Source organism: Bradyrhizobium sp. USDA 4454 (genome assembly GCF_054822705.1).
Genome location: NZ_JBTRCN010000001.1, coordinates 4,202,274 through 4,221,535, shown reverse-complemented (window position 1 = coordinate 4,221,535; position 19,262 = coordinate 4,202,274). Strand labels below are relative to the sequence as shown.

Below are 19,262 nucleotides of genomic sequence, written 5' to 3'. Positions count from 1 at the left end.
ACCTTATGGCGCTTTGGCGAGCTGGGTGGCGAAGTAGCCGATCGTCTTGGCGTAGACCTCGCTCTTGTTCCACTGCTGGATCACGGCAAAATTCTCGCTGCCGGGCTCCCAGCCCTTGCCCGGTTTCCAGCCGTAGCTTTTCAGGAAATTCGCCGTCGAGGCCAGCACGTCCGGCACGTTGTGCAAGAGGTCGCGCTTGCCGTTGCCGTCGAAATCGACTGCGAACTTGATGTAGGACGACGGCATGAACTGGGTCTGGCCGAGCTCGCCGGCCCAGGCGCCGCGCATGTCCTGCGGCGCAAGGTCGCCGCGCTCGACGATGCGCAGCGCGTCCATTAACTCGGCCTTGAACATGTCGGAACGGCGGCAGTCATAGGCCAGCGTTGCCAGCGAGCGCAGGGTCGGAAACTTGCCGGTGTTGACGCCGAAATCGGTCTCCAACCCCCAGATCGCGACCAGGATTTCGCCGGGCACGCCGTAAGCCTCCTCGATCCGCGACAGCACCGAGCCGTAGCGCTTCATCATGTCGGAGCCGCGATTGAGCCGCGGCGGCACCATGCGGCCCGAGAACTGCTCGAAGGTCTGGTTGAAGACCTGCTGCGAATGATCGCGTGACAGGATCGCCTTGTCCTGGGTGACGCCGTTGAGCCCCGCCTGGATCGCGTTCTGTGAAATGCCCTTCGCCGCAGCCTCTTTCTTGAAATCGTCGAGCCAGGACTCGAACGTGCCTGTGCCGCACGGGGCCGCGAGCGCCGACGCGGTCGAGGTCAGGAGCCACGCGCCAACGGCGAGGGCGCGAAAGGGAACGCGAGGGGTCATAGGCAATTCACTCCGAAGGCTGCGATGTCATGGGGTGGTCGCGAAAGGCGCGGGTATGTTCGCGGCAACAGCGGCTAAAACAAGGCTCGTGATCGAGCGGTTTGTCCCAGATCGCGCTGCAAATGCCACGCCAATTTCACATCCTGTTGACGGCTGCACCATGATGCGTTTCCACTTTTCCCGATCATGCTCCAGGTACGACAAACCGCCGGCCGAACATATCGGCCGGCGGTTGCTTTGAGGTTTACGAGTTCGGGTCTAGCCGATGCTATCCGCGGTCACCGCGCCGCCACGGAAACAAATTGGCCGGGAAGTCGGCCGCGGGCTTGCGCTCGCGCGGCTCGGGGATCACAGGCCGTGCATTCGGATCCTTGACGATGACCTCGCGATAGAGATGCCAGGTGGCGTGACCGAGCAGCGGGATCACCACGGCAAGTCCGAGGAAGAACGGGATCGTGCCCAGCAGCAGGAGCACCGCGACGATCAGGCCCCAGGCCGCCATCGGCACCGGGTTCTGCGCGACGGCGCGCATCGACGTCACCATGGCTTCGCCCGCGGTTGCCTGGCGATCGAGCATCATGGGGAAGGCGACCACGCTGATGCAGAGCGCGACCAGCGCGAACAGGAAGCCGACGCTGCAGCCGACCACGATCAGCCACCAGCCTTGCTGAGTGGTCAGCACGCGCTCGGCAAAATCGGGAATGTTGGCCGCGGTCTCGTAACCGAACACTGCGGTGTAGATCGCCTGTGCGGTGGCGATCCAGGTCACGAACAGGGCGAAGAGCAGCGTTCCGACCCCAAGCATCGCGCCGAATGACGGCGAGCGAAACACCTCGAGGGCGTCCCATGCGGATGCTTCTCCGCCGTCTTCGCGGCGGCGGCTCATCTCGTAGAGGCCGATCGCGGCAAACGGGCCGAGCAGGGCAAAGCCCGCGGCCAGCGGAAACAGCAGGGGCAGCACGGAATAGCCGTGCACGGTGCGCGCAAGCACAATGCCGAGCACCGGATAGATCAGACACAGGATGATGGCGTGGCTTGGCACCGCCTTGAAGTCTTCCCAGCCGAGACGCAGCGCTTGATGCAAATCGGACAGGCCGATGGTGCGGATGATTGGCGCAGACGCAGTGCCTTGTCCGCCCTGCGTCACTGATGTGACATTGCCTTGGTATGGCGTGGCCATGGTCGTTGTCTCCCTCTGGGCGGTCGCATTCTGCGCCCGGCGCGCGGGCACAAACGTACCGGCTCTCGAAGCGATCACGAACAAGCCAGACGCGAATGACAAAGCAAGGAACTGGCCGTGTCGCGAACTGTGCAGTGAGGGTACTCCCAAACCGCGGCAAAAGCACTCACGCTTAAGTGAATGTCGCATTGGCAAGCTATTGAGGGGGCGATACAGTTCAACTGCGACCTCGGTCAGCCGGCGCATTGCCGCGTGGCCATCACATCTCAACTCTCTTGGGAGCGAACGATGAGCATTTTCGGAAAAATCATGGGCGCGATCTTCGGTCACAGCGCCAGCGCCGCGCCAGCCGGCGGGACGGCGCCGAGCGCAGCTCCGGCCGGTGGATCCGGCAGCGCGTCGCCGTCTCCCGCCGCCGTGCCGGCCGGCGCGGCGCCCGCGCAGTCGGTTGACGTCGCTCCCATTCTCGACAAGGCGGTGGCAGCGAAGGGTGAGAAGCTCGAATGGCGGACCTCGATCGTCGACCTGATGAAGGCGCTCGACATCGACTCCAGCCTGTCGGCCCGCAAGGAGCTCGCCAAGGAGCTCGGCTACACCGGCGACACCAACGATTCCGCCAGCATGAATATCTGGCTGCACAAGCAAGTGATGACCAAGCTCGCGGCCAATGGCGGCAAGCTGCCCCCGGACATCAAGCACTGACGGGATCATCATCCCGCAAACGGAAAGGGCCCGCGCCAGCGCGGGCCCTTTTTTATCGACCGGCGAGTCTCTATAGATCGGCCAACAGGAAGGAGAACGCCCATGACTACGCGGATGACCGATCTCGATCGCCGGACCATGCTTGCGACTGGCGCGCTTGCGCTGGCCGGCGCCGCCGCGCAGTCCGCACCGGCCCATGCCGAGGCCGCGCCGAAAGCGATGTTTCCGGTCCCACCGGTGACGATCCCGATCGTCGGCGCCACTGAGGTGTTTCAGGTCCGCCGCATCTATTGCATCGGCCGCAACTACGCGGCGCACGCGCTCGAGCGCGGCTCCGACCCGACCCGCGAGCCGCCGTTCTTCTTCCAGAAGCCGACGGACGCCATCCAGAATGTCGCAATCGGTACCGTCGCCGATCATCCCTATCCGTCGCTGACCAAGAACTATCACCATGAGGTCGAGCTGGTGGCCGCGCTGAAATCCGGCGGTACCAACATCCCCGCCGACAAGGCGCTCGACCACGTCTATGGCTACGCGCTCGGCCTCGACATGACGCGGCGCGATTTGCAGAACGGCATGGCCGCCGAGAAAAAGCCGTGGGAGATCGGCAAGAGCTTTGACCACGCCGCGGTGCTCGGGCCGATCCATCCGGCTGACAAGACGGGCCATTTCACCCAAGGCGCGATCTCGCTCGCGGTCAATGGCGCGGTGCGGCAGAGCTCGGATCTGAAGAACATGATCTGGAGCGTCGCGGAGCAGATCGCAAAGCTCTCCGAGGCATTCGAGCTGAAGGCCGGCGACATCATCTATTCCGGCACCCCGGAGAATGTCGGCCCGGTCGTCGAGGGCGACGTGCTGCTGTGCAAGCTCGATGGCCTGTCCGACATGTCGATCAAGATCGTCTGACGTCGGCGGTTCTTTGTTTGAGCATGCTCTCCGCGCAAACGCCTTTGGCGTTTGTCGCGAGGGAAAACCGCTTCGCACTTTTCCGGATCATGCTCTAGCCGGCAAGATCCGCGTATTCCGGATGCTTGTTGAGGTAGTCCACCACGAAGCCACAGCCGGCGATCACCTTGCGGCCGTCGGCTCGGACCAGCTCCAGCGCGCCCTTGACCAGCTCCGATGCGATGCCGCGGCCGCGCAGGGCGCGCGGCGTCTCGGTGTGGGTGATGATCACGGCCGAAGGCGTCCGCCGGTAATTCGCAAACGCGAGCCCGCCCTCGGTGTCGAGCTCGAAGCGGTTTTGGTCCCTGTTGTCGCGGACGGCAGCCATCGCAAAATCCTGACTTGATTCACAGGACTTGATCTAAGCGCGTGAACCCGCCGGTGCAAAGCCGCGACCAACCCGCATATTGGCATTTCTGGATTGAACGATATGCGCATTTTGGCCTGCCTGACCGCCGCATGGCTCGGCGCCGCCCTGACGCTGCCGAATTCCCCGCAAGCAGCTGCCGCCGACGATCCGAGCTGGCAGACCTGCATCGGTGCTGCGACGGCCCCGGGTGACCGCGTCACCGCCTGCACCGCGGTCATCGACGGCAAGACCCAGACCGGCAGGCGGCTGGCCGGGGCCTATTGCAACCGCGGCCATGGACTGACGGAGAAGCGCGAGCTCGACGCCGCGCTCGCCGACCTCAACGAGGCGATCAAGCTCGATCCGGCCTTTGCCTGCGCCTACACCAATCGCGGCCGCGTCTACGCCTTCAAGCAAGATCTCGACCATGCGATCGCCGACTACGACGAGGCGATCCGCATCGATCCGGGCTTCGCGATGGCCTACAACAACCGCGGCGATGCCTGGCTCAACAAGGGCGATCTCGACCGCGCGCTGGCCGATCTCAACCTCGCCATCAAATACAATCCGCAGCTCTCCACCGCCTATGGCAATCGCGGCTTCGTCTACTATCGCAAGCGCGATGCGGCGCATGCGATCGCCGACTTCACCACCGAGATCAAGCTCGATCCGAACGTGCTCGCCTATATCAACCGCGGCAATGTCTATCGCGAGGCCGAGCAACTCGACCGCGCCGCCGCCGACTACAGCGAGGCGGTGAAGCTTGCGCCGACCGATGCGCGCGGCTGGCGTAACCGCGGCATGATCCGGCTGTTCCAGGGCGACAACAAGGGCGGGCTCGCCGACTACGACAAGGCGCTGCAATACGATCCCGCTGACGTCTATTCCTGGAACAACCGTGGCCAGGCCAAACTGCGGCTCGGCGACAAGGCCGGCGCGGCGGCCGACTTGCGCAAGGCGCTCGAGTTGCAGCCCGATCTGAAGACCGCCAGGGAGGCGCTGGCGCGCCTCGGCGGGGCGCGGTGATGGACGGTGTCCGCCGCCGCTGGCCCGCCGCATCGCACACAGGCGGATCGGGCCTTGCGAGCCGATGCAATTCGATTAGTTTGTGCTCAGACATACGCCCGTGATGCGGCCCGAAGGTCGTTTGGTGCGGAATGGCAGGACCGGCCGCTGACGTATGCCCCTTGTCGCAAGGAGGTTCGTCATGTCGGATAATCGCTTCTTCAACAGACACCGCCCCTGGGAGGACTGGCTCGGCATGCTGCTTGGCGTGTTGATCATGGTCTCGCCCTGGTTTCCGATGCAGGTGAGCGGCGCCATCGATATCGAGCGCAGCCATCTGGTGCTCAACAGCTTCATGGTCGGCATGCTGGTGCTGGGCATCTCCCAGCTCGAATATGTCGCGCTGCATCGCTGGGAGGAGGTGGCGAGCATCGTGCTCGGCCTCTGGCTGATGGCATCGCCGTTGGTCTTCGGCTACGCCGAGGACCAGGCGCTGCAGGTCTGGCACATCCTGCTCGGCGCGCTGGTCGCCCTGATCGGCGCGTTACAGCTCTGGCAGGATTGGAACCTGAGCGAGCAGGAATTGGCCAAGCATCCGCAGTAGCGGTCGGGGCGGGCTCGGCCCGGCCGGCGGCCGCGGGCACGCGGTATCATGGCGCCGCAGCGGCGGGCCTTGCCGAGGCGCGGCGCTTGGCGATAAACCGGGCGGCAGCAACCCCTTGCGGCGCTTGAAGACGCCCGGTTCTGACCGAGGAAACACCCGATGCCTGTCCTGACCTTGCCATGTCTGTTGTACGTATCGGCGGGGCGGCAATGAGCGGGACTGAAGCGACCGCGCCGCGCGGCGGGATCGCGCGGGTGTCGCGCCGGGTGATGAATCTCGCCTACATCCTGACCCAGAACGCCCGCCGCCATGGCGACCGTCCCGGCTTTATCTGGAGCGAGAAGGTCTGGTCCTGGCGCCATATCGACCAGAACGTCTCGGCGCTGGCGGCGGCGCTCGCCGCCCGCGGCATCGTCAAGGGCGACCGCATCCTGGTGCATTCCAAGAACTGCGACGAGATGTTCTGGTCGATGTTTGCGGCCTTCCGGCTCGGCGCGGTCTGGGTGCCGACCAACTTCCGCCTGATGCCGGACGAGGTCGCCTATCTGGCGGCGGCCTCCGGTGCCAAGGCGTTCCTGTGCCACGCCGACTTCCCCGAACATGCCAAGGCCGCCGCCAATCCGGCGCTCGAGTTCGTCTGGCGGATCGGCGAGGAGGGCACGTTCGGCGAGGCGACCGTCGGTGACGTCATCGCCAAACACGCGAGTGCGGTGGTCGAGAACGTTGCCGTCGAGTACGACGATCCCTGCTGGTTCTTCTTCACCTCAGGCACGACAGGCCGCTCCAAGGCCGCGGTGCTGACCCACGGCCAGATGGCGTTCGTGATCACCAACCATCTCGCCGATTTGATGCCCGGCACGACCGAGGACGACGCCTCGCTGGTGGTCGCGCCGCTGTCGCATGGCGCCGGCGTGCATCAACTGGTGCAGACCGCGCGCGGCGTGCCGACCCTCCTGCTGCCGTCGGAGAAATTCGACATCGCGGAAGCTTATCGCCTGATCGCCAGGCACCGCGTCAGCAACATGTTCACGGTGCCGACCATCCTGAAGATGATGGTCGAGCATCCCGCCGCAGACCAGCACGATCATTCCTCGCTGCGCTACATCATCTATGCCGGCGCGCCGATGTATCGCGAGGATCAGAAGGCGGCGCTGCACAAGCTCGGCGGTGTGCTGGTGCAGTATTTCGGCCTCGGCGAGGTCACCGGCAACATCACGGTGCTGCCGCCCGGCCTGCACGATCCCGAGGACGGACCGCATGCGCGGATCGGCACCTGCGGCTTCGAGCGGACCGGCATGCAGGTCTCGATCCAGGGCGACGACGGACGCGAGCTGAAGCCGCACGAAACCGGCGAAATCTGCGTGATCGGCCCCGGCGTGTTTGCTGGCTACTACGACAACCCCGAGGCCAATGCGAAGGCGTTTCGCGACGGCTGGTTCCGCACCGGTGATCTCGGCCATATGGACGAGGAGGGCTTTGTCTACATCACCGGCCGCGCCTCCGACATGTACATTTCCGGCGGCTCCAACATCTATCCGCGCGAGATCGAGGAGAAGCTGCTGACCCATCCCGCGGTCGGCGAGGTCGCCGTGCTCGGCGTGCCGGATCCGTTCTGGGGCGAGGTCGGCGTCGCCGTCTGCGTCGCGCGCGAGGGCAGCGAGGCGGTCGACGAGGCGGAGCTTGCCGCTTACCTCGCGCCAAAGGTGCCGCGCTACAAGATGCCGAAGCGTTTCTTCTTCTGGGAGGCGCTGCCGAAGTCCGGCTACGGCAAGGTGCCGAAGCGGCTGATCCGCGACGAGCTCGAGGCGCGCGGGCTGCTCGAGGTGATCGCCAGATCGACGGGCGCGTGAAGCGATGCGCAGCATCGACCAGCCTGGTGCTCCGCATCCTGAGCGCATTCAATGGGTCGCCGCGCGCGGCCGCGCGTTTTCATTCATGCTCGAGGCCGGCATTCCCTTGCTCGCAGCCGTGCACCGCGGCTTTGCGGCCGAAGGTTTTTCCGGCGGCGTGCTGAACGCGACCGGCGGCGCGCTCGGGCCATTCGCCTATGTGATGCCGGCGCTCTCGAAGGACGGCGTCAACGCGGCGTTCTATAGCGACACGTTTCGTCCCGATGGCGTGACCCGGCTCAAGCTCGCGGCGCTGACCTTCGGCGAGCGCGACGGCGCGCCGTTCTTCCATTGCCATGGATTGTGGACCGAGGCCGACGGCCGCTGCAACGGCGGACACATGCTGCCGGACGAGACCGTCGTCGCCGAACCGTTCGAGGTGAATGCGTTCGGGATCGAGGGGGCGACGTTCCTGGCCGAGCCTGACAGCGAAACCAATTTCAAGCTGTTCGGTCCGGTCGCACGCGCGCCGCATGGTGCGAAGACCACGAGCCCTGCCTTCGCGCTGCGGCTGCGGCCGAACCAGGATTTCGCTTGCGCGCTGGAGGGCTTCTGCCGCCAGCACGGCATTTTGCGGGCGCGGCTGCATGGCGGCGTCGGCTCGACCATCGGCGCGGTCTTCAGCGACGGCCACAGCGTGGTGCCGTTTGCGACCGAGCTTGCGGTGACCGCGGGGCAGATCGCGCCCGACGCCAATCGCCGGCTGCGCGCCAGCCTCGATGTCGCGCTGGTCGACTATCTCGGCGGCCTCGCCGAGGGCCGCCTGGTGCGCGGCGACAATCCGGTGCTGATGACGATGGAGCTGGTGCTGGAGGTGCTGGAGGAGACGGAGCGGCCGTAGGGCACGCCCTCTCCATTCGTCGTCCAGGCGTTTGCCAGTCGATATCGCGCCGCACCCTCCGTTGTCGTCCCCGCCTAGTGCGCAATTGCGCACTAGGTGTGAGCTTTCAGTGGCCGATGATGTGTGGGCAGAGTTCGCGCGGCCGGCCCTTGTAAATGCAGACGACCTGCTGCTCGGTAAGGATCGCCTTGTAGAACAGACCATAGCTGCGGTCCGGACCTCGGTTGAGTGGCGGCGGGCAGGGGCGCTGTTGCGCGGCCCTTGGCGCGACGCATCGACAACGCCTGTCCTCAGTCCGGGTTTGATGTTCCTGTTATGTTCTTGACGAGTCTGGGTCGATCTGGGATTGTTTGCTCGGCACGCGCGAGCCCCCAAGGTTGAACCGATGGCCAGAGGACGCAACCGCCCGATCAACATGCCGGCGCCGTATCTGCGGCGGGTCTGGCTCGATCCCGCGCGCATCCTGGACCGCGAGGCCTATCCGTTCGTGCTGCCGCTGCTGCGCGACGATTTCGAGCTGAGTTTCGACAAGGCGATCACCATCATCGTCGGCGAGAACGGCACCGGCAAGTCGACGCTGCTCGAGGGCATCGCCGTGATGGCCGGCTATGACGACGCCGGCGGCGGCAAGGGCTACCGCGCGGTCGACCATGGCCGGGCGCTGGAGAAAATGGGTGGCTCGCTTGCGTCGGCGCTGCGTGCAAGCTGGCTGCCCAAGATCACTAACGGCTGGTTCTTCCGCGCTGAGAGCTTCTTCTCGGTCGCACGATATCTGGACGAGGCCGCGATGGACGCCGGAGGCCTTCCGCCCGACTTCCTGTCGCATTCGCACGGCGAAGGCTTCCTGCGCTTCTTCGAGGAGCGCTGCCAGCGCCAGGGTATCTTCATCTTCGACGAACCGGAATCCGCGCTGTCGCCGTCGCGCCAGATCGAGTTCCTCAAGCTGCTTCACCGGATGCACGGCACCGGCCACTGCCAGGTCATCATGGCGACGCATGCGCCGGTGCTGATGGCCTATCCGAACGCGACGCTGCTGCGGCTGAGCAAATATGGCCTCGAGCCGGTGCGCCTGGGCGATACCGATCACTACCGGCTGATGCGCGAGTTCTGCGACGACCCGAGGGGATTCGTCGAGGCGGCGATCGAGGCGTGAAGCCGCTGCTGTGGGCGGGCTTGCCTGCCGGGGAAGCCGCCGGCCGCGAACTTCGCTCTGGTGCAAGCAGCCGGTCCCCGATCCGGTCTAGAACCTCGAACCATAAATTGCGGCATGCGCCGGGCGGCGGATCGCCGACACACATCGGGAGAGACCAAGGATGAGGCTGACGATCGCGCGTGCTGGCATCGTGGTGGCGGCATTGGCCGTGTTGGGGGCCGCCTGGGCCCATGGGCCGACCCGCCAGAAGGTGCGCGAATCCATCGAGATCGACGCGCCGCAGGCCAAGGTGTGGGCGGTGATCGGCAATTTTCAGGACATGAGCTGGCTCGCCGGCGTCATCAAGACCGAGGGCGAGAAGGGCAACGAGATCGGCGCCACGCGGCGGCTGACGCTGGGGCCGGGCGCCACCATCGACGAGGAGCTCTACAAATACGAGCCCGAGATGATGAGCTATTCGTACCGGATCACCGCGGTCGACGTGAAGGTGCTGCCGGTCACCAATTATTCCTCGACGCTGACGGTGTCGCCGGCGCCGGACGGCAAGTCGAAGCTGGAATGGGCCGGCGCATTCTACCGCGGCTTTCCCAACAACGATCCGCCGCCGGAGCTGAGCGATGAAGCCGCGGTGAAGGCGGTCAGCGGGCTCTACAAGGCCGGGCTGGAGGCGCTGAAGAAGAAGATCGAGAGCGGCACCTGAGCATGCGCGCGGTCGCGTTGGTGGCGCTGCTCGCCGGCCTCGGCGCCGCGCGCGCCGAGGAGGCGTTCGTCACCAACCAGCTCAGCGACGACGTCACGGTGGTCGATCTCGCGACGTCGAAGCCGGTCGCGACGATTGCGATCGGCGGCAAGCCCGCGGGCATCGCGGTCGGCAATGACGGCCGCTTCGCCTATGTGACGAGCCCGGATGCCAAGGCGGTCACCGTGGTCGACGCGTCATCGCGCAAGGTGGTCGGCCGGGTCGATGCCGGCGGCGGGCCGCTCGGTATCGCGGTCGCTCCCGACGGCGCGACGGTCTATGTCGCTGACTGGTACGCCGCGGCGGTACGGGTGATCGACGCGAAAGCGCAGCGGGTCACCGCCAGCATCGCGGTCGGCGCGTCGCCGTCCGGGCTCGCGGTGACGCCGGACGGACTGCTGCTGCTCTCCGCTGACCGCGACGACGACAGCGTGTCGATCATCGACACGTCGACGCGGGAGCGGCGAGGCACCGTGAAGGTCGGCGCGCGTCCGTTCGGCGTCACCATCGATGCCGAGGGCAAGCGCGCCTACACCGCCAATGTCGGCTCCAACGACGTCTCCGTGATCGACATTGCGACGGCGCAGGAGATCGGCCGCGTCCATGTCGGCCTGCGCCCCTACGCGGTGGCGCTGGCGCAGGGCCGCGGCTTCGTCACCGACCAGTATGACGGCAAGGTCAGCGTGTTCGACCTCGCGACTTTGCAGCCCATCAAGCGGATCGCGGTCGGCGATTATCCCGAAGGCATCGAGGCCACCGCCGACGGCAAGCGCATCCTGGTCGCCAACTGGGAGAGCAATACGCTCAGCGTGATCGATGCCGCCGAGCTGAAGGTGGTTGGCGAGGTCAAGGTCGGCGACGGGCCACGGGCGTTCGGGGCGTTTCTCAGACGGACGGAGTAGCGGCGGGCAAAGGCATGCATCCCAAATATGGAGGAACAACCCCATGCAAAGGAGCCGGTTGCTGCCGGCAGGCGGAAAAGCGGCTTGACGCGTCGGGCAACTCAGTGATACGTTTCTATTATTCCGAAGCCGTGCGAGCGCGCGCAGCCGCGCGATAGCATTTGTCGGGTGCTCCCTTCGTCATTGCGAGGAGCCTGTCACCGGCGTTCGTGCAACGCGTTGAGTCGGAATGGCACAGCCTGCCCAATCCGCCCGGCGACCGGTCGCCGAGCCGCGACCCATTGGCTCACCAGCGCGGCAGGCATATATTATCGAGCAAATATCAGGAGACACAGGGAGGATGCCATGCATCATACCTTGGTGCCCAGTGACCGCGTCGAGCACGTCTGCGTCTTCGGGCGCGACGGCGCCAAGCTCGGCTCGATCGAGCGGCTGATGCTCGACAAGGTGAGCGGAACGGTGGCCTACGCCATCATCAAGACCGGCGGCGTGCTGAGCACCCACCACCACTATCCCGTCAGATGGGCTGCGCTGCACTTCGATCCCGCCCGGCAGGCCTTCGAGGCCGAAGTGACGCTGGAAGATTTGCGCACCGGTCCGTGCGAATTCGATGGCGAGGAGTTCGACTGGGGCGACCGCTCGCAGTCGTATACGCACCCGAATTATTGGGCGGTATAGCGCGGAGTAAGTAGGGCGGGTTAGCCGAAGGCGTAACCCGCCGAGTTTGGCGTAAGAGCGGCGGATTACGCTTCGCTAATCCGCCCTACACTTGCTGCACTTCGATCCCGCCCGGCAGGCGTTCGAGGCCGAGGTGACGCTGGAGGATCTGCGCACCGGACCGTGCGAATTCGACGGCGACGAATTCGACTGGGGCGACCGCTCGCGGTTGTCGTATACGCACCCGAACTATTGGGCGGTGTAGCTCGGAGTAAGTAGGGCGGGTTAGCCGAAGGCGTAACCCGCCGAGTTTGGCGTAAGAGCGGCGGATTACGCTTCGCTAATCCGCCCTACACTTGCTGCACTTCGATCCCGCCCGGCAGGCCTTCGAAGCCGAAGTGACGCTGGAGGAGCTGCGCACCGGTCCGTGCGAATTCGATGGCGACGAATTCGACTGGGGCGACCGCTCGCGCGCGTACACGCACCCGAACTATTGGGCGGTGTAGCTCGGAGTAAGTAGGGCGGGTTAGCCGAAGGCGTAACCCGCCGAGTTTGGCGTAAGAGCGGCGGATTACGCGTCGCTAATCCGCCCTACACTTGCTACGCGCCGACGGCCCGCGCACATCGCTCCGCTCATGAGGGCGACTCGCTTTGCTAATCCGTCCTGCGGGCTCGAAGCAGCCACATAACTTGGTCGCGATGTTTGAGGGGAAACGTGACCGAAAGCGGATGATCCTCCGATCTCAACATCTTGCGAGTAGCTTCATTTAGTATCGAGACGTAGGTTATTGCGTTCGGCACATCGCCGATCAGCGGCACGTCAGCGTGCGCCATCAACACGGGACCGGGCTGTAACCACGAGAGATCGCAAATGCATTCCTCGAATGCATCCCAATTCGTTCCAAAGTAATCGGGAAATTTGAGCTGTGCGGCGAGCGTGGCCAACAACGTTGCTTTGGTCGTCAGGTTTTCGGGGATGTCGGCGCGCGTCACCGGAGTGTGCGGCACACCGTCATCTCCGAACGCGAGGAATGTTCGCAGCCCACTCACCCGGCCAACGTCACTCCGCCGCCTCGCTCGCCGAGCTCTTCCTCGGCTTGTTCGCCTTCTTCAGCACCGGGGCCAGAAACTTGCCGGTATAGCTCCGCGGCGCCTTGACGATGTCCTCGGGCGGGCCCCAGGCGACGATTTCACCGCCGCCGTCGCCGCCTTCGGGGCCGAGGTCGATGACCCAGTCGGCGGTCTTGATGACTTCGAGATTGTGCTCGATCACCACGACCGTGTTGCCCTGGGCGACCAGCTCGTGCAGCACCTCGAGCAGTTTTGCGACGTCGTGGAAGTGCAGGCCGGTGGTCGGCTCGTCCAGGATGTAGAGGGTGCGGCCGGTGGCGCGCTTCGACAATTCCTTGGCGAGTTTGACGCGCTGGGCTTCGCCGCCCGACAGCGTGGTGGCCTGCTGGCCGACATGGATGTAGTCGAGGCCGACCCGATGCAGGGTCTGGAAGGTCTCGCGCACCCGCGGCACCGCCTTGAAGAACTCGGCGGCTTCCTCGACCGTCATGTCGAGCACGTCGGCGATGCTCTTGCCCTTGAACAGCACCTCCAGGGTCTCGCGGTTGTAGCGCTTGCCCTTGCAGGTGTCGCAGGTGACGTAGACGTCGGGCAGGAAGTGCATCTCGATCTTGATGACGCCGTCGCCCTGGCAGGCCTCGCAGCGGCCGCCCTTGACGTTGAAGGAGAAGCGCCCGGGCTCGTAGCCGCGCGCCTTCGCCTCCGGCAGGCCGGCGAACCATTCGCGGATCGGCGTGAAGGCGCCGGTATAGGTCGCGGGATTCGAGCGCGGGGTGCGGCCGATCGGCGACTGGTCGATGTCGATGATCTTGTCGATGTGCTCCAAGCCCTCGATGCGATCGTGTGGCGCCGCGCCCTCGCTGGCGTTGTTCAGCTTGCGCGCGATCGACTTGTACAGCGTGTCGATCAAGAGCGTCGACTTGCCGCCGCCGGAGACGCCCGTCACGCAGGTGAACAGGCCGAGCGGGATCTCGGCCGAGACGTTCTTGAGATTGTTGCCGCGGGCGTTGACGACCTTGATGGTGCGGCGGTGGTTCGGCGGCCGCCGGTCGGGCACCGGCACCGACAGCTCGCCGGTGAGGTATTTGCCGGTCAGCGATTTCGGGTTGCGCATGATCTGGTCAGGCGTGCCTTCGGCGACGATGTGGCCGCCATGCATGCCGGCGCCGGGGCCGATATCCAGCACGTGATCCGCCAGGCGAATGGCGTCCTCGTCATGCTCGACCACGACCACGGTGTTGCCGAGGTCGCGGAGTCGCTTCAGGGTGTCGAGCAGCCGGGCATTGTCGCGCTGGTGCAGGCCGATCGACGGCTCGTCCAGCACGTAGAGCACGCCCGTCAGCCCCGAGCCGATCTGCGAGGCGAGGCGGATGCGCTGGCTCTCGCCGCCGGAGAGCGTGCCGGACGAACGCGACAGCGTCAGGTAATTCAGGCCGACATCGAGCAGGAAGGTCAGGCGCTCGCGGATCTCCTTTAGGATCCGTGCCGCGATCTCGTTCTGCTGCGCGTTGAGCGCTTCCGGCACGGTCTCGAACCACTCGCCGGCGCGCTTCACCGAGAGCTCGGAGATCTCGCCGATATGCTTGCCGCCGATCTTGACGCACAGCGCCTCCGGCTTCAGGCGGTAGCCGTGGCAACCCTCGCAGGGCACGTCGGAGAAATACTTGCCGAGCTCCTCGCGCGCCCACTCGCTCTCGGTCTCGCGGTAGCGGCGGTCGATGTTTGTGACGACGCCCTCGAACGGCTTCTTGGTGTCGTAGGAGCGGACGCCGTCCTCATAGGAGAACTTGATCTCGTCGTCGCCGGAGCCGTGCAGCAGCGCGTTCTGGACCTTCTTGGTCAGGTCCTTCCATTTGGTGTCGAGCGTGAACTTGTAGTGCTTGCCGAGCGCGGTCAGGGTCTGGATGTAATAGGGCGAGGATGATTTCGCCCAGGGCGCGATCGCGCCCTTGCGCAGGGTCAGCTCCTTGTCAGGGATGACCAAATCCTCGTCGATGTGCTGCTCGACGCCGAGGCCGCCGCAGGCCGGGCACGCGCCATAGGGGTTGTTGAACGAGAACAGGCGCGGCTCGATCTCGGGGATCGTGAAGCCGGACACCGGGCAGGCGAATTTTTCCGAGAACAGGATGCGCTCGGGGCCGCTCTTATCGTGGATTTTTGCCGTTTTCTTTTTGTCTTCTTTCTTCTCGTCCTGCGCAGCCGCGGCGGGCGCGTCGGCGTATTCGATCACAGCCAAGCCCTCGGCGAGCTTCAGCGCGGTCTCGAAGCTCTCAGCGAGGCGCTGGGCGAGGTCGGGGCGCACCACGATGCGGTCGACCACGACGTCGATGTCGTGCGGGAATTTCTTGTCGAGGCTGGGGGCTTCCGACAGCTCGTAGAAGGTGCCGTCGATCTTGACGCGCTGAAAGCCCTTCTTGAGATACTCGGCGAGCTCCTTCTTGTATTCGCCCTTGCGGCCGCGCACGACCGGCGCCAGCAGATAGAGGCGGGTGCCTTCCGGCAGTGCCAGCACGCGGTCGACCATCTGCGAGACGATCTGGCTCTCGATCGGCAGGCCGGTGGCGGGCGAATAGGGCACGCCGACGCGCGCCCACAACAGGCGCATGTAATCGTAGATCTCGGTGACGGTGCCGACGGTGGAGCGCGGGTTCTTCGAGGTGGTCTTCTGTTCGATCGAGATCGCCGGCGACAGGCCGTCGATCTGGTCGACATCCGGCTTCTGCATCATCTCCAGGAACTGGCGCGCATAGGCCGACAGCGATTCGACGTAGCGGCGCTGACCCTCGGCGTAGATGGTGTCGAATGCGAGCGACGACTTGCCGGAACCGGACAGGCCGGTGAACACCACGAGCTTGTCGCGCGGAATCTCAACGTCGATGTTCTTCAGATTGTGTTCGCGCGCACCGCGGATCGTGATGGCGCGCGATGAGGAGCCCGCGTTCTGTTGGCGCTTCGCCTTGAGCACTTCATCCATAGCGACAATTCCGGGCGCATGATCGGGCGCCTTTTGGGCGCGCATCGCCGGTGATGCCGGGAGCCTGCGCCGATGGGGTGTGAAGACTGGAACGTAGGAAGAACAGCGGACAATTTCCAGTGCTGAATAGTGGCCATCAACGGATAGTTTGCCGGATGGCAGCAGCCGTCAGCAGGACCGGTTCCGAAATGCAAAAAAGGCCGGCGCGAGGCCGGCCTTTCCGTGCGATCCGACGCTGGATCCGCCTGGTCCGTTGCTCAGTACTTGGCGACGATCGGGCCGCCGAAGTGATAGTTCACGCCGAACTGCACGGTGTGCAGGTTGATGTCGGGCGAGGGAATGCCGAAGTAGGTTTCGCCGCCGAGGCTGCGATACAGGTACTCGCCCTTGATCGACCATTGCGGCGCGATGAACGCCTCGATGCCGGCGCCGACCGTCCAGCCGGAGTGGAAGTTGCTCTGCGAGACGCTGACGCCGCCCGCGCTGAGGGAGAGCTTGTTGTCGGCCCAGGCGTAGCCGCCGGTGCCGTAGAACAGCACCTTGTCGACTGCGAAGCCGAGGCGGCCGCGCACGGTGCCGAGCGCGTCGATCTTGCTCGTCGCGGTGATGCCGAACGCGGTAGCGGAGGCATTGACGTCAGCCCAGGCACCGTCGGCCTCGAGGCCATACACGATGTTGCCGGCCTGCCAGTTGTAGCCGATGGTGCCGCCGCCGAAGCCGCCTTCCATCTTCGGGTTGCCGGAATCTTCGCTGGCGTAGCCGCCGAAGCCGCCGATGTAGAAGCCGGTCCAGTTGGTGATCGCGACCGGCGGCGGAGCCTTCACGTAGGGCGCGCGAGCCGCCATGTCAGCCGCCATGGCCGGTGCAATTGCGCTGAGGGCAAACATGCTGGCCGACGCCAGCAAAACATTCCTGATTTTCAAAGTCCCAGTCCCATTTTCTTGTTGTCCCCTCAAACATTGAAGGGAGCGTCACGGCAGTGTCGCGTGACGATCACGTGTTTTTACATGGAAACCTTGGAAGTTGTGTATCCATGAAACCACAATGCACGGAAAACGAGTGCATGAGGTGCGCACGTACCAGTAAGGGAGTTGGCGCGAGGCTGGCCGCTGTTTCCATACGGAGGCACGGCAGGGCCCGCCCGGACGTTGTAGCCGATCACGCCGCCGATGAAGCCGCCGCCGATGGTGTAGCTTTGCGTGCCGATCACGGCCGCATTGTTCGGGCGCTGAGATAGGTCTCGCTGCTGGTGCCCCAGCCGCCGCCCTGGGCGCCGAGATAGAAGCCGGTCTAGCTGGTCATGGGCGTGGCAACCGCCGGCTAAACAAAAGGCCGGCGCAGGGCCGGCCTTTCGCCTGGATCAAATCCGCGCGCGATCAGTAGCGCGCAACGACCGGGCCGCCCCACTTGTAGTTCACGCGGACGGTGACGAGGTCGACGTCCTGGCGGTCGCGGATGCTGCTGAACAGCGCGCCGGTCGGGGTGGTGAGGTTGTAGGTCTTGTCCTGCATGAACAGGTGGTCGTACTCGATGCCAGCGGTCCAGTTCGGCGCGAAGCCGACTTCGATGCCGGCGCCGATGGTGCCGCCCCAGCGGGTGTCGCTGGCGCTGCCGACGAGCAAGCCGGTCGGCGTGAAGTAGGTGTTGAAGCGGTTGTCGGTCAGCGCGGCGCCGCCCTTGGCGTAAAGCAGGACATTGTTGACGGCGTAGCCGATCTGGCCGGTGAAGAGGCCGAATGCGTCGATCTTGGTCTGGTTGGTGAACAGGCCCGGGAAGATCGCGCTGTTGTTGCTGCCCTTCAGGTCGGCCCAGTCGCCCTGCGCTTCGAGGCCGAACACCCAGGTGCCGGCCTGCCAGCGATAGCCAATCTGACCGCCGGCGACGCCGCCGGTCGCATCATGGCAGCCATCCGATCCGATGAAGATGCCGGCGGGGACCTGGTCCCAGCAATTGTGGCTCGAGCCCCAGCCGCCGTTGGCGCCGATGTAGAAGCCGCTCCAGTCATAGACGGCAGCGATCACCGGCGGCGCCTTGGTGTAGGGGCGTGCCGCCAGATCGGCAGCCGCGGCCGGCGCAGCAAACGCAACCAGAGCAACCGTCCCGAGCAAAAACTTCTTCATTGCAAAACTCCCCGGCTTCCCGATCGGCTTCCAAATGGGTCCCAAAGCCGACCTCAGACGCGAGCGCCCGTCTGATGGCTGACAGCTATACGCCGATTCAACCGGAAAGGCCGTCTCCCAAAAGTCACACTCGCGGAAGAAGTGCGGCGAGAATAAGATGCTGATCTATTTATTGATTTTCTAACGTCGTGGCGCAGCCTGGCGGCTGAAAGCCAAATCGACTGCCGCATCCTTGCCTCGGCCCGCATCTACGGTTGGTTGTAGCGAACAAAACTGGAACATTTCCGGCCGGGATGCTATATCTGATTATCGTGGATAACCGCGCGAGGGCGAAGGCGCCAAGCCGCCACCGGCGTATAGGGTCATCCACGACGCCTGCAATGTAAGTGGCGAAGGTTGAGAGTGGTGGCCGATGTCCGGACGCCCGGTTTTTGAGTGGAGATGATGCGATGGCAGGAAGCGTGAACAAGGTGATCCTGGTTGGAAACCTCGGCAAGGATCCGGAGATCCGGCGGACCCAGGACGGTCGTCCGATCGCCAATCTGTCGATCGCCACCTCGGAAACCTGGCGCGACAAGGGCACCGGCGAGCGCAAGGAAAAGACCGAGTGGCACCGCGTCGTGATCTTCAACGAGGGCCTCTGCAAGGTCGCCGAGCAGTACCTGAAGAAGGGCGCCAAGGTGTACATCGAGGGCCAGTTGCAGACCCGCAAATGGACCGACCAGAGCGGCGTCGAGAAGTACTCGACCGAAGTCGTGCTGCAGGGCTTCAACTCCAACCTCACCATGCTCGACGGGCGGGGCGGCGGCGGAAGCAGCTTCTCCGATGATGGCGGCAGCGATTTCGGCTCGTCCGGCCCGGTCGGCTCGGCGCCGCGCCGCGCAGTCGCCGCCGGCGGCGGCAGCCGCAACAGCGACATGGACGACGACATCCCGTTCTGAGCATGCGCGGGCATTGCGTCGGCTGCCGTTCCGTGAAGATCACTTGCCGGGACGGCGGTCCGATGTGCCGCGGCAATTTCCTCATGTGAATTATGAGGATAACTCTCTAACACCCTAGGACATTGTACCCGGCTGATGGCGGTCAGCGCGGGTTCTTGGCGTCACCGCCGCACGGCGTCACACGTCCGCAGCCACAAATACACGATGATCGGGATTTTCTTCGGCGCGCTGGTCATTGCCCGGCCGTTCACGTTCATGCCGGGGCGGATCATGCATGCGGTGGTATTCGGCCAATGACGGGATGTACGAATAGCGAATGGGGAGTGGCGAAGGGGGGTTCTCCGCTCGCTGTTCGCTACTCGCCATTCGCT

At 64.8% G+C, this 19,262-nt stretch carries 21 protein-coding genes and 1 pseudogene; 15 read left to right on the top strand and 7 right to left on the bottom strand.

Annotation, left to right across the window (positions count from 1 at the left end; all coding sequences use genetic code 11):
- Positions 1–3 precede the first annotated feature (3 nt).
- A complete protein-coding gene (locus ACVIW0_RS19835; protein WP_461353842.1) occupies positions 4–819 on the bottom strand; it encodes a lytic murein transglycosylase in 816 nt (271 codons plus the stop codon).
- A 268-nt stretch (positions 820–1,087) separates the two neighbouring features.
- Positions 1,088–1,999, bottom strand: a complete 912-nt coding sequence (locus ACVIW0_RS19830; RefSeq protein ID WP_461353841.1) for a DUF2189 domain-containing protein — start codon at positions 1,997–1,999, stop codon at positions 1,088–1,090.
- Between the two features lie 288 nt (positions 2,000–2,287).
- Between ACVIW0_RS19830 and ACVIW0_RS19825 the strand changes: the two genes are divergently transcribed.
- Together ACVIW0_RS19825 and ACVIW0_RS19820 are read left to right on the top strand one after the other, a co-directional pair.
- On the top strand, positions 2,288–2,701 hold the full coding sequence (locus ACVIW0_RS19825; RefSeq protein WP_461353840.1) for a DUF3597 domain-containing protein: 414 nt from the start codon (positions 2,288–2,290) through the stop codon (positions 2,699–2,701).
- Between the two features lie 114 nt (positions 2,702–2,815).
- Positions 2,816–3,607 (top strand): fumarylacetoacetate hydrolase family protein, encoded by a 792-nt coding sequence (locus tag ACVIW0_RS19820; RefSeq protein WP_461357377.1) that lies wholly within the window; start codon positions 2,816–2,818, stop codon positions 3,605–3,607.
- Between the two features lie 94 nt (positions 3,608–3,701).
- On the opposite strand, the gene ACVIW0_RS19815 is transcribed toward ACVIW0_RS19820, so the two are convergent.
- Positions 3,702–3,974, bottom strand: coding sequence for a GNAT family N-acetyltransferase (locus ACVIW0_RS19815; protein ID WP_461353839.1), 273 nt, complete (start codon positions 3,972–3,974; stop codon positions 3,702–3,704).
- A gap of 102 nt (positions 3,975–4,076) precedes the next feature.
- Between ACVIW0_RS19815 and ACVIW0_RS19810 the strand changes: the two genes are divergently transcribed.
- From ACVIW0_RS19810 to ACVIW0_RS19760, 11 genes and pseudogenes are all read left to right on the top strand, one after another.
- A complete protein-coding gene (locus tag ACVIW0_RS19810) occupies positions 4,077–5,021 on the top strand; it encodes a tetratricopeptide repeat protein (RefSeq protein ID WP_461353838.1) in 945 nt (314 codons plus the stop codon).
- Between the two features lie 181 nt (positions 5,022–5,202).
- Complete coding sequence (locus tag ACVIW0_RS19805; RefSeq protein ID WP_461353837.1) at positions 5,203–5,604, top strand: SPW repeat protein; 402 nt, start codon at positions 5,203–5,205, stop codon at positions 5,602–5,604.
- Between the two features lie 209 nt (positions 5,605–5,813).
- A complete protein-coding gene (locus tag ACVIW0_RS19800; protein WP_461353836.1) occupies positions 5,814–7,454 on the top strand; it encodes an acyl-CoA synthetase in 1,641 nt (546 codons plus the stop codon).
- A gap of 4 nt (positions 7,455–7,458) precedes the next feature.
- The gene (locus ACVIW0_RS19795; protein ID WP_461353835.1) at positions 7,459–8,334 is read left to right on the top strand and encodes a PCC domain-containing protein; all 876 of its coding nucleotides are present in this window, start codon (positions 7,459–7,461) and stop codon (positions 8,332–8,334) included.
- A gap of 496 nt (positions 8,335–8,830) precedes the next feature.
- Positions 8,831–8,941 (top strand): annotated as a pseudogene (locus ACVIW0_RS19790) (AAA family ATPase); the annotation flags it as partial.
- Complete coding sequence (locus ACVIW0_RS19785) at positions 8,933–9,487, top strand: AAA family ATPase (protein WP_461357376.1); 555 nt, start codon at positions 8,933–8,935, stop codon at positions 9,485–9,487. The pseudogene ACVIW0_RS19790 and the gene ACVIW0_RS19785, both read left to right, overlap by 9 nt.
- 160 nt (positions 9,488–9,647) lie before the next feature.
- Positions 9,648–10,187, top strand: a complete 540-nt coding sequence (locus ACVIW0_RS19780) for an SRPBCC family protein (protein ID WP_461353834.1) — start codon at positions 9,648–9,650, stop codon at positions 10,185–10,187.
- A 2-nt stretch (positions 10,188–10,189) separates the two neighbouring features.
- Complete coding sequence (locus tag ACVIW0_RS19775) at positions 10,190–11,128, top strand: YVTN family beta-propeller repeat protein (RefSeq protein WP_461353833.1); 939 nt, start codon at positions 10,190–10,192, stop codon at positions 11,126–11,128.
- 345 nt (positions 11,129–11,473) lie between these two features.
- Positions 11,474–11,806 carry a PRC-barrel domain-containing protein gene (locus ACVIW0_RS19770; RefSeq protein ID WP_461353832.1) on the top strand — a complete coding sequence of 111 codons (333 nt, stop codon included), beginning with the start codon at positions 11,474–11,476 and terminating at the stop codon, positions 11,804–11,806.
- 91 nt (positions 11,807–11,897) lie between these two features.
- Positions 11,898–12,050: a hypothetical protein gene (locus tag ACVIW0_RS19765; RefSeq protein ID WP_461353831.1), complete on the top strand. Its 153-nt coding sequence runs from the start codon at positions 11,898–11,900 to the stop codon at positions 12,048–12,050.
- Between the two features lie 91 nt (positions 12,051–12,141).
- Complete coding sequence (locus ACVIW0_RS19760; RefSeq protein ID WP_461353830.1) at positions 12,142–12,291, top strand: hypothetical protein; 150 nt, start codon at positions 12,142–12,144, stop codon at positions 12,289–12,291.
- Between the two features lie 148 nt (positions 12,292–12,439).
- Here ACVIW0_RS19760 and ACVIW0_RS19755 read toward each other — a convergent pair whose 3' ends face one another.
- The 4 genes from ACVIW0_RS19755 to ACVIW0_RS19740 form a co-directional block, all read right to left on the bottom strand.
- Positions 12,440–12,793 (bottom strand): barstar family protein, encoded by a 354-nt coding sequence (locus ACVIW0_RS19755; protein WP_461353829.1) that lies wholly within the window; start codon positions 12,791–12,793, stop codon positions 12,440–12,442.
- 52 nt (positions 12,794–12,845) lie between these two features.
- Complete coding sequence (uvrA, locus tag ACVIW0_RS19750; protein WP_461353828.1) at positions 12,846–15,830, bottom strand: excinuclease ABC subunit UvrA; 2,985 nt, start codon at positions 15,828–15,830, stop codon at positions 12,846–12,848.
- Between the two features lie 257 nt (positions 15,831–16,087).
- Entirely contained in the window at positions 16,088–16,747 is a 660-nt protein-coding gene (locus ACVIW0_RS19745; protein ID WP_461357375.1) for an outer membrane protein, read from the bottom strand.
- 459 nt (positions 16,748–17,206) lie between these two features.
- Positions 17,207–17,950 carry an outer membrane protein gene (locus ACVIW0_RS19740; RefSeq protein WP_461353827.1) on the bottom strand — a complete coding sequence of 248 codons (744 nt, stop codon included), beginning with the start codon at positions 17,948–17,950 and terminating at the stop codon, positions 17,207–17,209.
- Positions 17,951–18,399: 449 nt separating this feature from the next.
- On the opposite strand from ACVIW0_RS19740, the gene ACVIW0_RS19735 reads away from it, so the two are divergent.
- The gene (locus ACVIW0_RS19735) at positions 18,400–18,891 is read left to right on the top strand and encodes a single-stranded DNA-binding protein (RefSeq protein ID WP_461353826.1); all 492 of its coding nucleotides are present in this window, start codon (positions 18,400–18,402) and stop codon (positions 18,889–18,891) included.
- Positions 18,892–19,026: 135 nt separating this feature from the next.
- The gene (locus ACVIW0_RS19730; protein WP_461353825.1) at positions 19,027–19,188 is read left to right on the top strand and encodes a hypothetical protein; all 162 of its coding nucleotides are present in this window, start codon (positions 19,027–19,029) and stop codon (positions 19,186–19,188) included.
- Positions 19,189–19,262 lie beyond the last annotated feature (74 nt).